The sequence below is a fragment of the Stenotrophomonas sp. YJH_SMC_120 genome (assembly GCF_059368675.1).
This window is the reverse complement of the sequence record NZ_JCAFRY010000004.1, coordinates 13221-25810: the sequence shown is the minus strand read 5'-3', so window position 1 is coordinate 25810 and position 12590 is coordinate 13221. Positions and strand designations below refer to the sequence as shown.

The window sequence follows — 12590 nt, the reverse complement described above, 5'->3', positions numbered from 1 at the left end:
GGGGAGGGACCGGCTCAGAGGCCAGCCCAGGCTTCCACTTCCTCGACGAAGTGGTGCACGTCCAGATAGCGGTTGTAGAGCGGGGTGGGCGAGATGCGGATCACGTCCGGCTCGCGCCAGTCGCCGAGCACGCCGATGCCGCGCAGGTGCTCGAACAGCGCACGGCCGCGCTCGCGCCCACCGATCACGCGCAATGACAGCTGGCAGCCACGGCGCTGTGGCTCGGCCGGGGTGATGATGTCGAGCACGCCGGACAGGCGTGCACGTACAAGCGCTTCGAGCATGCCGGTCAACGCCAGCGACTTGTTGCGCAGTGCCTCCATGCCGGCGCGCTCGAACAGGTCCAGCGACGCGCGCAGCGGCGCCAGGCCGAGGATCGGCGGATTGCTGAGCTGCCAGCCTTCGGCACCGATGGCGGGGGTGAACTGCGGTGCCATCTGGAAGCGGGTGGCTTCCTCATGGCCCCACCAGCCGGCAAAGCGCGGCAGCGTGGTGTCGCGGTGATGGCGCTCGTGCACGAACGCGCCGGCCACCGCACCCGGGCCGCTGTTGAGGTATTTGTAGTGGCACCACACGGCGAAATCGGGTGCGACGTCATGCAGGCGCAGCGGCAGGTTGCCGACCGAGTGCGCCAGGTCGAAGCCGATGCGCGCGCCCTGCAGGCGGGCAGCACGGGTGATTGCATCGAGGTCGAAGGCCTGGCCGGTTCGGTACTGCACGCCGGGCCACAGCACCAGTGCAAGGCGCGGACCGTGTTCGGCGATGGCGCGCTCGATCGCGGTGAGCGAGATCGTTCCGTTGGCTTCGTCCGGTTGCACTTCCACCAGGCACTCGGCCGGGTCGAACCCGTGGAAACGGATCTGCGCTTCGACCGCGTGTCGGTCGGTCGGGAACGCACCGGCTTCCATCAGGATCACCGGGCGCTGCGCGGTCGGTCGGTAGAAGCTGACCATCATCAGGTGCAGGTTCACGCTCAGCGTGTTCATCGCCACCACTTCGCTGGGCAGTGCACCGACCACGCGGGCCAGCTGCGCGCTCACCAGACGGTGGTAGGACAGCCACTGCGTCGGGCCGGTGAAATGGCCTTCCACCGCCAGCTCGCCCCATTGCTTCATCACTTCCTGCACCGCGGCCTGGGCGCCACGCGGCTGCAGGCCCAGCGAGTTGCCGACGAAGTAGGTCTGCTCGCCACCGCCATGGCGCGGAATCAGGAATTCGTTACGCAGCGGGCGCAGCGGATCGGCGGCGTCCAGGGCAATGGCGTGGGTGCGGCTGAGCAGGTCGGACATGGTCGGGCAACAGGCTGCAACGGGACCGCCAGTGTAGCGCCTGGGGCATGGACCGGTAGACGCGGCCACGCTTCGAGCGCCGCGTTTTCTGGTAGTGGCCCACCTTGGTTGGCGCGCGTGGATCCATGCGCCCACCAAAGTGGGCGCCTACCGGTGTGGGCGTCAGCCCGCCGCCGGCACCGGCAGCGGATCCACGTGCCCGCACTGGCTGCAGGTACGCAGCTCCAGGCTGGCGTGATAGCGCGCGAACACCTTGGGCAGGTCGGTCTCGATGTTCTGCAGCGGGAAGAACTCTTCGTGCAGCTTGTGGTTGCAGCGTTCGCAATGCCAGATCACGCCGTCCTTCTCGTGCGGCAGGCGCTTGCGCTCGACCACCAGGCCGATGCCGCCGGGCGGGCGCCGCGGCGAGTGCGGCACCCTGGCCGGCAACAGGAAGATCTCGCCGGCGCGGATCGGAATGTCGCGCACCGCGCCGTCCTCCTGCACCTTCAGCACCATCTCGCCCTCGAGCTGGTAGAACCACTCCGGGCCTTCGTCGTAGTGATAGTCGGTGCGCGAATTCGGCCCGCCCACGACCATCACGATGAAGTCGCCGTTGTCGATCATCTTGTTGCCCACCGGCGGCTTCAGCAGGTGGCGGTTTTCTTCGATCCAGGCGTGCAGGTTGATCGGCGAGGCGAGCATGGTCGTGGTCCGTAGTGAGGTCAGTCGCGCCGGCCCTGGCGGGGCACGTAGGACAGTGCCTTTTCATAGGCCGGCTTCAGCTCCTCTGGTCCACCGACATCGATGCCCATTTCGCTGACCCGGCCGTTCTTCAGGCTGTAGACCCAGCCGTGCACCATCAGCTTCTGCCCGCGCGCCCAGGCGTCCTCGACGATGGTCGAACGGCACAGGTTGGCGACCTGCTCGATCACGTTCAGTTCGCACAGGCGGGCATGCTTCAGCTCGTCATCCTCGATCGCATCGAGGATGCCCTGGTGCTTCTGCACCACGTCGCCGACATGGCGCAGCCAGTTGTCGGCCAGGCCGACGCGGGTATTGTGCAGGCAGGCGTGCACGCCGCCGCAGCCGTAGTGGCCGACGATCAGGATGTGCTTCACCTTCAACTGGTCCACCGCGTACTGCACCACGCTCAGGCAGTTCAGGTCGGTGTGCGCGACCACGTTGGCGACGTTGCGGTGCACGAACACTTCACCCGGGGCCATGCCGATGATCTGGTTGGCCGGCACCCGCGAGTCGGAGCAGCCGATCCACAGGTATTCCGGATGCTGCTGCTTGGACAGCTGCTGGAAGAACCCAGGGTCTTCCTTGGCGATGCGGTCGGCCCAGTCGCGATTGTTCTGCAGCAGGCGGTGGATGTCTTTCATGTGCGGTATCCCTGGCGTCGGGTGGGGGCAAGGCGCGGCCGTTCTGGTCGCGCCGTCGCGGGAAGCTGGGGTGATCAGCCGCTGGAGGCGGACTGTTCACGGTGCCAGCGCATCCACTGCGCCAGCTCATGGGAGGACGGGGAGGCGAGCGCGTCCAGTGCGGCGATCACGGCCTGCTGGTTGGCGTCGGGATGGTTCTGGCTGAGTTTCAGCTTCAGCTGCACGTGTTCCACCTGGAAGCGGAAGCCGACGATGGCGCGCAGCTCCGGGCCGTGTTCGGCGCGCGCGGCATCGAACTGCCAGGCCTGGCCGACGCTGGCTTCGAAGCGGTCGCTGATCGCGCCGACCAGTTCGGCCAGCGCATCAGCGTCGTCGAAGGTCTGCAGCTGGCCACGCAGCTCGGCAGCGGCGTAGTTCCAGGTGGGTACCCGCGCAGCGGGTTCCTTGTCCGGATACCAGCTGGCCGAGACGTAGCCGTGTGGGCCATCGACCAGTACCTTGGCTGCGCCGCTGTGGCGCGACTGCGGATTGGCGCGGGCCCAGTGGCCGCGCAGTTCGATCTGGTCGCCGTCACGCCGGTACAGCACCGGCATCCGGGTCAGCTCCGGCAGGCCATCGCTGCCGGGGGTAAGCACGGTGACGAACGGGTCGCGCGCCAGCAGGCGGTCCAGCCAGAGCAGGTCGGTCTCGGCGAAGGCGCGCGGGGTGAACATGCAGGGGTCAGGCGCGCCCGCCCAGCGACTGGATCATGCGGCCACGCAGACCCTCGTCGCTGTCGGCCTGCGGCGGCTGCACTTCGTGCAGGCTGAAGCCGCGCACCAGTGCGTCCTCCTCGTCCAGGCCGTCGTACTCGACGAACTCGGCGTCGAACAACTGCGAACGGGCGGTGTCTTCGCTGTCGTAGCTCAGCGTGTTGCCATCGCTGTCGAGCACTTCGGCGGTGCCGGCCGGGCGAACGCGCAGGCGCGCCCAGATCAGGGTGTTGCCGAGGCTGGCCAGCCACCAGCTGTCGCGCGAGGCGGTGATGTCATTCATGGGTGTGTTACCAGAGCGAGGCCAGCCAGAGCAGGGCGGCCATGCCCAGTCCGGCCAGCAGGGTCAGCAGCGATACCCAGGCCGGTGTCGCCAGCCCGGACAGCGAGCGGTCCGGTTGCTGCCGATAGTCGCGGCGCAGCAGCCAGGCCAGGGCATCGGGCTTGAGGAAGGCGCCGCTGCCGAAGCGCGCGGCGAGCGCCGGATGGCGGTCGCGCACGTGCACCAGGGTCAGCGGCCAGAAGATCACGAAGGCACTGAACCCGGCCACTGCAACGCCGACGAAACAGAGGGCGAAGAACAGGGTCATGGGGGCAGTACCTCCGTGGTCGTATGGGGCTTAGAAGTCCGCGCTGCCCGGGGCGCGCGGGTAGGGGATCGCATCGCGGATGTTGGACAGCCCGCAGACGTACACCACCAGGCGCTCGAAGCCCAGGCCGAAGCCGGCGTGCGGCACCGAGCCATAGCGGCGGAAATCGCGGTACCAGCTGTAGTGTTCGCGATCCAGGCCGAACTGGGCCATGCGCGCGTCCAGCACGTCCAGGCGCTCTTCGCGCTGGCTGCCGCCGATGATCTCGCCGATGCCCGGGGCCAGCACGTCCATCGCGGCAACGGTCTTGCCGTCGTCGTTCAGGCGCATATAGAAGGCCTTGATGTGCTCCGGATAGTTGGTCACCACCACCGGGCGGCCGACGTGTTCCTCGGTCAGCCAGCGCTCGTGCTCGGTCTGCAGGTCCAGGCCCCATTCGACCGGGAAGTCGAACTTCCTGCCGGACTTCTGCAGCAGGCTGACCGCGTCGGTGTAGTCGATGCTCTCGAACGGTGCGTTGATGAAGTCTTCCAGCTTGGTGATCGCGTTCTTGTCCACGCGCTCGGCGATGAAGGCCAGGTCGTCGCTGCGCTCGTTCAGCACCGCACGGAACAGGTACTTCAGGAACTCTTCGGCCAGGCGTGCGTCTTCGGCCAGGTCGGCGAAGGCGATTTCCGGCTCGATCATCCAGAACTCCGCCAGGTGGCGAGTGGTGTGGCTGTTCTCGGCGCGGAAGGTCGGGCCGAAGGTGTAGACCTTGCTCAGCGCCAGGCAGTAGGCCTCGACGTTCAGCTGGCCGGACACGGTCAGGAAGGTTTCCTTGCCGAAGAAGTCGCGGCTGAAATCGATCGCGCCCTTCTCATCGCGCGGCAGGTTCACCATGTCCAGGGTGGACACGCGGAACATCTGGCCGGCGCCTTCGGCGTCGGAGGTGGTGATGATCGGGGTGCTGATCCAGTTGAAGCCGTTCTCGTGGAAGAAACGGTGCACGGCCTGGGCCAGGCAGTTGCGGATGCGGGTGACCGCGCCGAACAGGTTGGTGCGCGGGCGCAGGTGCGCCACTTCGCGCAGGAACTCCGGCGACATCGGCTTGGGCTGGATCGGGTAGGTGAGCGGGTCTTCGACCCAGCCGACCACTTCCACTGCACTGGCCTGGATCTCGAACGACTGGCCCTTGCCCTGCGACTTCACCAGGGTGCCGGTGGCGATGACCGAGCAGCCGCTGGTCAGGCGCTTGATCTCGTCGAAGTTGGCCAGGCTGTCGCCGGCCACGACCTGGATCGGGGCGAAGCAGGAGCCGTCGCTCACATTCACGAAGGCCAGATTCGCTGAACCGCGCACCGTGCGCACCCATCCGCGTACCGTGACTTCGCCGCCTTCCGGGATCTTCCCGGCAAGCGCATGTTCAACGCTGACCACCGTCATGACTTGAATCCTCTGCTGATCGACTCGATCTGTGAACACGGGAGTTTACCGGTTGCAGCGTTCTGCTTGCGAGGCATTTTTCGCGGCAACGGCTCCTTATAATGTCCCCGTACCTCTGGAGTAGCCCCATGGCCGTCAGCCTGACCCCCATTGCCTTCGAGCGCGTGCAGCGCTTTGTCGCCCAGACCCCCGGTGCGCTGGGCCTGCGTTTCGGCGTGACCAAGACCGGTTGCTCCGGCTGGGGCCACATCACCGACCTGGCACGCGACGAGCGCGAGGGCGATACCGTGTTCGAGCAGGACGGCGTGAAGATCTATGTCGACGCCAAGAGCCTGGCGCTGGTGGACGGCACCGTGATCGACTTCGGCAAGCACGGCCTGAGCGAGACCTTCACGTTCAGCAACCCCAATGCCACCGCCGAGTGTGGCTGCGGCGAGAGCTTCACCACCGACGCCGACAAGGCCTGACGGCCCGGCGCGTCCCGGTAGCTGCCGACCTTGGTCGGCACGCGGGGCTCGGCAGGGACCCCGCGGATGGAACGACCGGCTTTTACCTATCATCCCAACGCCTACGCCCTCTCCTTCGAAGAGGTCGACGGAATCTGTGACTGCTGCGGCCAGCCGCGCACACTGCGCTACCGCGGGCCGTTCTACACCCGTCTGCGTCCGGATTACCTTTGCCCCTGGTGTATCGCCGACGGCAGGGCGGCGGCCAGCTACGAGGGTGAATTCACCGGCTGGAGTGATATCGAAGGGGTCTCGCCAGGCCCGGCCGACCCGCCGCCGAGCATCGCTCGTGAGCTGCTGCTGGAGATCTGCGAGCGCACGCCGGGCTACCCGTCCTGGCAGCAATCGGTCTGGCTGAGCCATTGTGAACGGCCCTGCGCCTTCCTCGGTTTCGCCGGCAGCGACGATCTGCTGCCCATCCTCGACCAGGTCCGGCCCGATGTGGCGGAGGTCAATCCGCGCGACGCCGACTGGGTGCTGGCGCACCTGAGCCGGGACGGGATGATGGTCGGCTGCCTGTTCCAGTGCCTGGAATGCGGCCAGCATCGCCTTCACGTCGACCTGGGGTGAATCCAGGCGGATTCTTGGGCTGTGCGGGGCTCCGGTAGCGGCCAGCCTGGGTCGGCATGGGGGCTGCGCCCCCGGTTCAGGTTGCCCTGTGACCCGCCGGTTGCCCGGCACCCCCATCTGCGCCATAATGCGCGGCTTCCTGCCTCCCGGCGGGAATCCTTGCCCCACCGCGGTCTCAACGGCGGGGGGCTGTCCGGCCGCAAGGCCACATCCGAAAGGTAGAAAAAAACATGAGTCGTCATTACGAAATCGTGTTCATGGTCCACCCGGACCAGAGCGAGCAGGTCCCGGCCATGATCGAGCGCTACAAGTCGCTGGTCGAGAACGGCAACGGCACCATCCACCGTCTGGAAGACTGGGGCCGCCGCCAGCTGGCGTACCCGATCCAGAACCTGGTGAAGGCCCACTACGTGCTGATGAACATCGAAGCCGACCAGGCCGTTCTGAACGAACTGACCGAGAGCTTCCGCTTCAACGACGCCGTGCTGCGCAACCTGGTCATCAAGCGTGACGAGGCTGACACCGAGCAGTCGCTGATCATGAAGAGCAAGGACGAGAAGGGTGACAAGCCGGAGCGCGGTGAGCGCCGTCGTCGTGACGACGAAGAAGGCGAGTCCAACAACACCGCTGACAACGAAGCCGGCGATGACGCCGCTTCCGCCGCCTAAGGAGCCTTCCCATGTCCAAGTTCTTCCGTCGCCGCAAGTTCTGCAAGTTCACTGCTGAAGGTGTGAAGGAGATCGACTACAAGGATCTCAACACCCTGCGCCAGTACCTGACCGAGAACGGCAAGATCGTGCCGAGCCGCGTCACCGGTACCAAGTCGAAGTACCAGCGCCAGCTGGCGACCGCCGTCAAGCGCGCTCGCTTCCTGGCCCTGATCCCGTACACCGACAACCACGACGTCTGATGCCAGCGGGGCGGCCCGGCGCCGCTCCCGCTGTGCCAGCTATTCGGACAGCCTTTGTTGCGGGGCATTGCCTCGCTAACGAATAACTTATCTGGAGCAATACCATGCAGCTGATCCTCCTGCAGAAAGTCACCAACCTCGGCAACCTGGGCGACCTGGTCGACGTGAAGCCGGGCTACGGCCGTAACTTCCTCGTGCCGCAGGGCAAGGCCGTGCCGGCCACCGAGAGCAACAAGGCCGAGTTCGAAGCCAAGCGCGCCGAATACGAAGCCAAGGCCCAGGCCATCCACGCTGACGCCGAAGGCCGCAAGGCCAAGCTGGAAGGCGCGAGCGTGACCATCGCCGCCAACGCTTCGACCGAAGGCAAGCTGTACGGCTCGGTTGGCCCGCGCGACATCGCCGAGGCCTTCACCGCCGCCGGCCTGCCGCTGGAAAAGAGCGAAGTCATCCTGGGCGAAGGCGCCTTCCGCAACATCGGCGAATACGACGTGCTGGTCCACCTGCACGCCGACGTCGAGACCACCGTCAAGGTCGTCGTCGTCGCCGAAGCCTGATCCCACGCCGCAAGGCCTGGCATCACCGCAGAACGGGCGCCCGCAAGGGTGCCCGTTTTGTTTTTGGCGCCGTTCCGCAGTGTCGGGCCAGGTCCGTCCGACGGGGTGGTGGTGGGCAATGTTCCACGCCCATTCGTAGAACACGTCCACATCGGTATACTCAGGGCGTCACACCCGTTCCACGGGCATCGATCCCAACAGGATCAATGGCTTGGAGGGTAAACGCAGGCCGCTTGCCGGCCCCAGTCCGGAACCCCTATGCGTCTTTCCACGATCAAGCTGTCCGGCTTCAAGTCGTTCGTCGATCCGACCACCCTGCACCTGCCGACCAACATGACCGGCGTGGTGGGGCCCAATGGCTGCGGCAAGTCGAACATCATCGACGCCGTGCGCTGGGTCATGGGCGAGAGTTCGGCCAGCCGCCTGCGTGGCGACTCGCTGACCGACGTAATCTTCTCCGGGTCCAATGCCCGCAAGCCGGTGTCGCAGGCCACGGTCGAGCTGATCTTCGACAACTCCGACCACACGATTTCCGGCGAGTACGCCTCGTTCAACGAGATCTCGGTCAAGCGCACGGTCAGCCGCGACGGCACCAGCAACTATTACCTCAACGGCACCAAGTGCCGTCGCCGCGACATCACCGATCTGTTCCTCGGCACCGGTCTGGGCCCGCGCAGCTACTCGATCATCGAGCAGGGCATGATCAGCCAGATCATCGAGGCGCGCCCGGAAGACCTGCGGGTGTACCTGGAAGAGGCAGCCGGCATCTCCAAGTACAAGGAGCGTCGCAAGGAGACCGAGACCCGCATCCGCCACACCCGTGAGAATCTGGACCGGCTGGGTGACCTGCGCGACGAGATCAGCAAGCAGCTCGAACACCTCAAGCGCCAGGCCAAGCAGGCCGAGCAGTACCAGGCCCTGCAGGAAGAGCGCCGGATCAAGGATGCCGAGTGGAAGGCGCTGGAATTCCGTGGCCTCGATGGGCGCCTGTCGAAGCTGCGCGAAGGCCTGTCGCAGGAAGAGACCAAGCTGCAGCAGCTGATCGCCGATCAGCGCGACGCAGAGGCCCGCATCGAAACCTCGCGAGTGCGTCGCGAAGAGGCCGCCGATGCGCTCAACACCGCGCAGGCGGCGGTCTATCAGGTCGGCAGCACGCTGGCCCGCCTGGAGCAGCAGATCCAGCACCAGCGCGAGCTGTCGCAGCGCCTGCACAAGGCGCGCGACGAAACCCAGCAGGCCCTGGCCGAACTGGGGCAGCACATCAGTGGCGACGAGGCCAAGCTGAGGGTGCTGCGGGAGGCGGTAGAGGCCGCCACCCCGCAGCTGGAAGAACTGCAGGAAGAAAACGAGATAAAGCAGGAAAGCCTGCGCGAGGCTGAAGACCGGCTGGCCAGCTGGCAGCAGCGTTGGGAACAGCACACCTCGCAGAGTTCGGAAGCCTCGCGCGCCGGCGACGTCGAGCGCACGCGCGTGGACTACCTGGACAAGCAGATCCTCGATGCCGACCGGCGTCGTGAAGCCCTGGCCGCCGAGCGCGCCGGGCTGGACGTGGATGCGCTGGAAGAAGCCTTCGAGCAGCTGCACCTGCAGCACGACACGCAGAAGACCGCGCTGGATGAACTGAGCGAAGACGTCGAGCTGCGCAAGCAGAGCGTGGCGGCGGTGCAGGAACAGCAGCGCAATGGCCAGAACGAACTGGCCGAACTGCGCAAGCAGGCCAATGGCCTGCGCGGTCGCCTGGCTTCGCTGGAAACCCTGCAGCAGGCCGCGCTGGGCCAGGAGCAGGGTGCTGCCGTGGCCTGGCTGAAGGCGCGTGGGCTGGATTCGGCGGCGCGTGTCGGCGAACGCCTGGATGTCGATGCCGGTTGGGAAAACGCGGTGGAAAGCGCGCTCGGCCAGTTGATCGAAGGCGTGCTGGTCGATGACCCGGCCAGCCTGGTCGACGCGCTGGGCGAACTGGGCGAGGGCCACATTGCGCTGGTCGCCAACGATGGCGCGGACCTGAAGGTCGCGCCGACCTCGCTGGCTGCACGCGTGCGTGGCCCGGCAGCGATCCGGCGCCTGCTGGCGCACCTGCACGGTGCCAGGGATCTGTCCGAGGCCAAGGTGCTGCAGGCCAGCCTTCCGGAAGGCGATTCGATCATCACCCAGAGTGGCGAGCGCCTGGGCCAGGGCTGGCTGCGCGTATCGCGCTCCGGTGCCGCCGCGCAGGGCGCGCTGCTGCGCGAACGTGAGATCCAGGAGCTGCGTGAGCAGATCGAGCAGCTGCAGGACCGCGAGGCCGAACTGGAAGAACAGCTGGCTGGCTTCCGAGAGCAGCTGCAGGCTGCCGAACAGCAGCGGGAAGACGCGCAGCGTGCGCTGTACCAGGCCCATCGTGCGGTGTCCGAACTGGCCGGCCAGCTGCAGGGCCAGCAGGGCAAGGTGGAGGCAGCGCGCACGCGCATCGATCGCATCGAAGGCGAGCTGAAGCAGCTGCAGGAAACCATTGAAGCCAACAACGAACAAGCGCGTGAAGCGCGCTCGCGGTTGGAGAACGCGGTCAGCAGCATGGGCGACCTGGAATCGACCCGGCAGCGGCTGGAGGGCGAGCGCCGCCAGTTGACCGAGGCGCGCGACCTGGCTCGCGACGCCGCCCGTGCGGTACGCGAGCGCGCGCACTCGCTGGCCCTGACCCTGGAATCGCAGCGTGCGCAGCTGGCCTCGTTGAGCCAGGCGCTGGAGCGCATGGGCACCCAGCGCGGGCAGCTGGATTCGCGCCTGGGCGAGCTGCATTCGCAGCTGGACGAAGGTGATTCGCCGGTCGAAGCGCTGCAGGCCGAACACCAGAATGCGCTGGAAGAGCGCGTGCGCGCTGATCGCGTGCTGACCGAAGCGCGAACGCTGCTGGACGGCATCGACGCCGAGCTGCGCAACTACGAGCAGACCCGCCACCAGCGCGACGAACAGGCATTGGCCCAGCGTGAGCGTATTTCGCAGCGCAAGCTTGACCAGCAGGCGCTGGTGCTCAGCGCGGAGACCCTGCAGGCGGCGGTCGAAAAGGCCGGTTTCGTGCTGCAGGACGTGCTCAATGCACTGCCCGAGGACGCCCGCCTGGGCGACTGGGAGCAGGCCGTGCACCAGATCGATGGCCGCATGCGCCGGCTGGAGCCGGTCAACCTGGCCGCCATCCACGAGTACGGCGAGGCCTCGCAGCGCTCGGACTACCTGGATTCGCAGCACGCCGACCTGACCACAGCGCTGGAAACCCTGGAAGATGCCATCCGCAAGATCGACCGCGAGACCCGCGGCCGCTTCAAGGACACTTTCGACCGTGTCAACGCCGGCGTGCAGGCGCTGTACCCGCGCCTGTTCGGTGGCGGCCACGCCTACCTGGAATTGACCGGTGAAGACCTGCTCGACACCGGCGTGACCATCATGGCGCGCCCGCCGGGCAAGCGCGTGTCCAGCATCTCGCTGCTGTCCGGCGGCGAAAAGGCGATGACCGCAGTTGCGCTGGTGTTCGCCATCTTCCAGTTGAATCCGGCACCGTTCTGCCTGCTGGACGAGGTGGACGCACCGCTGGATGAAGCCAACGTCGGTCGCCTGGCCAACATGGTCAAGGAAATGAGCGAGAAGGTGCAGTTCCTGTTCGTCAGCCACAACAAGGCGACGATGGAAGCTGCGCACCAGCTGTCGGGCGTGACCATGCGCGAACCGGGTGTCAGCCGCCTGGTCAGCGTGGACCTGGAAGAAGCCGCACGATTGGCGGGCGCGGCCTGACGTGCCATCCTAATTACCTGAATGAACTAGCCGGAGAACCTATCGAATGTCCGACACGGCACTGTTGCGCATCGGCATCCTGGCCGCCGGCCTGCTGTTGATCGCTGCGATCTTCCTGTTTGGCCGTCCGAAGAAGAAGCCCCAGGGGCGTCGCGTGGAAAGCGCGGAACCGACCGGCGGCGAGCGTCGCGAGCCGGTGCTGGGCGATGATGGCGTCACTGTGGCCGATGGCCGCGTAGAGCCGGGCATGGGCTCGGAAGGCGAGCAGGCCGAGCTTGGCCTGGCCGACACCGACGCCGGCGCGGCCAGCGACCTTGGCAAGCGCGCCACCCAGGACTTCGACAAGATCGTGTCGCTGTTCGTGGCCGCTCGCGCCGGCGAACAGCTGCGTGGTGAAGACATCGTGGTGGCGGCGGAGAAGACCGGCCTGGTGTTCGGCCACATGAACGTGTTCCACCGCCTGGTGGAAGGCCACCCCGAGCGCGGCCCGATCTTCTCGATGGCCAGCATCATGAAGCCGGGCAGCTTCGACATGGCCAACATCCGCGCCATGGAGACCCCGGCCATCGCCTTCTTCCTGACCCTGCCGGCGCCGCTGACCGCGCTGGATGCCTGGGAGAAGATGCTGCCCACCGTGCAGCGCATGGCCGAGCTGCTCGACGGCGTGGTGCTGGACGACAGCCGCAACGCTCTCGGCCGGCAGCGCATCGCGCACATCCGTGACGAACTGCGTGCCTATGATCGCCAGCACCAGGCGCCGCCGCTGACCAAGACCCCGCGCTGGTGAGCGCCCTGGTGTGCCGACCAGCGGTCGGCACCCACAACAGTAGATCCACGCTATGCGTGGATGGGGCGAACCAAGGTT

The 12590-nt window shown here is 66.7% G+C and carries 14 protein-coding genes; 7 read left to right on the top strand and 7 right to left on the bottom strand.

Going from position 1 to position 12590, the window contains the following annotated elements; all coding sequences use genetic code 11:
• Positions 1-14: 14 nt before the first annotated feature.
• The 7 genes from kynU to asnS form a co-directional block, all read right to left on the bottom strand.
• Positions 15-1289 carry a kynureninase gene (gene kynU, locus AC5P60_RS07480; protein WP_005410237.1) on the bottom strand — a complete coding sequence of 425 codons (1275 nt, stop codon included), beginning with the start codon at positions 1287-1289 and terminating at the stop codon, positions 15-17.
• A gap of 162 nt (positions 1290-1451) precedes the next feature.
• On the bottom strand, positions 1452-1973 hold the full coding sequence (locus tag AC5P60_RS07475) for a 3-hydroxyanthranilate 3,4-dioxygenase (RefSeq protein ID WP_005413911.1): 522 nt from the start codon (positions 1971-1973) through the stop codon (positions 1452-1454).
• Between the two features lie 20 nt (positions 1974-1993).
• On the bottom strand, positions 1994-2656 hold the full coding sequence (gene can / locus AC5P60_RS07470) for a carbonate dehydratase (RefSeq protein WP_033835127.1): 663 nt from the start codon (positions 2654-2656) through the stop codon (positions 1994-1996).
• 74 nt (positions 2657-2730) lie between these two features.
• Positions 2731-3369, bottom strand: coding sequence for an FMN-binding negative transcriptional regulator (locus AC5P60_RS07465; protein WP_033835126.1), 639 nt, complete (start codon positions 3367-3369; stop codon positions 2731-2733).
• Positions 3370-3376: 7 nt separating this feature from the next.
• The gene (locus AC5P60_RS07460) at positions 3377-3691 is read right to left on the bottom strand and encodes a hypothetical protein (RefSeq protein ID WP_006453002.1); all 315 of its coding nucleotides are present in this window, start codon (positions 3689-3691) and stop codon (positions 3377-3379) included.
• Positions 3692-3698: 7 nt separating this feature from the next.
• Complete coding sequence (locus AC5P60_RS07455; protein WP_005410232.1) at positions 3699-3998, bottom strand: hypothetical protein; 300 nt, start codon at positions 3996-3998, stop codon at positions 3699-3701.
• 30 nt (positions 3999-4028) lie between these two features.
• Complete coding sequence (asnS, locus tag AC5P60_RS07450) at positions 4029-5423, bottom strand: asparagine--tRNA ligase (protein WP_033835125.1); 1395 nt, start codon at positions 5421-5423, stop codon at positions 4029-4031.
• A 128-nt stretch (positions 5424-5551) separates the two neighbouring features.
• On the opposite strand from asnS, the gene AC5P60_RS07445 reads away from it, so the two are divergent.
• From AC5P60_RS07445 to zipA, 7 genes are all read left to right on the top strand, one after another.
• A complete protein-coding gene (locus AC5P60_RS07445; protein ID WP_005410230.1) occupies positions 5552-5890 on the top strand; it encodes a HesB/IscA family protein in 339 nt (112 codons plus the stop codon).
• Positions 5891-5956: 66 nt separating this feature from the next.
• Complete coding sequence (locus AC5P60_RS07440) at positions 5957-6499, top strand: CbrC family protein (protein WP_033835124.1); 543 nt, start codon at positions 5957-5959, stop codon at positions 6497-6499.
• A gap of 230 nt (positions 6500-6729) precedes the next feature.
• Positions 6730-7167, top strand: coding sequence for a 30S ribosomal protein S6 (rpsF, locus tag AC5P60_RS07435; protein WP_005410228.1), 438 nt, complete (start codon positions 6730-6732; stop codon positions 7165-7167).
• Positions 7168-7178: 11 nt separating this feature from the next.
• Positions 7179-7409, top strand: coding sequence for a 30S ribosomal protein S18 (gene rpsR / locus AC5P60_RS07430; RefSeq protein WP_002804494.1), 231 nt, complete (start codon positions 7179-7181; stop codon positions 7407-7409).
• A gap of 104 nt (positions 7410-7513) precedes the next feature.
• The gene (gene rplI / locus AC5P60_RS07425; protein ID WP_005410227.1) at positions 7514-7963 is read left to right on the top strand and encodes a 50S ribosomal protein L9; all 450 of its coding nucleotides are present in this window, start codon (positions 7514-7516) and stop codon (positions 7961-7963) included.
• Positions 7964-8221: 258 nt separating this feature from the next.
• Complete coding sequence (smc, locus tag AC5P60_RS07420) at positions 8222-11725, top strand: chromosome segregation protein SMC (protein WP_033835123.1); 3504 nt, start codon at positions 8222-8224, stop codon at positions 11723-11725.
• 46 nt (positions 11726-11771) lie between these two features.
• A complete protein-coding gene (gene zipA / locus AC5P60_RS07415; RefSeq protein ID WP_005410225.1) occupies positions 11772-12512 on the top strand; it encodes a cell division protein ZipA in 741 nt (246 codons plus the stop codon).
• Positions 12513-12590: the final 78 nt, after the last annotated feature.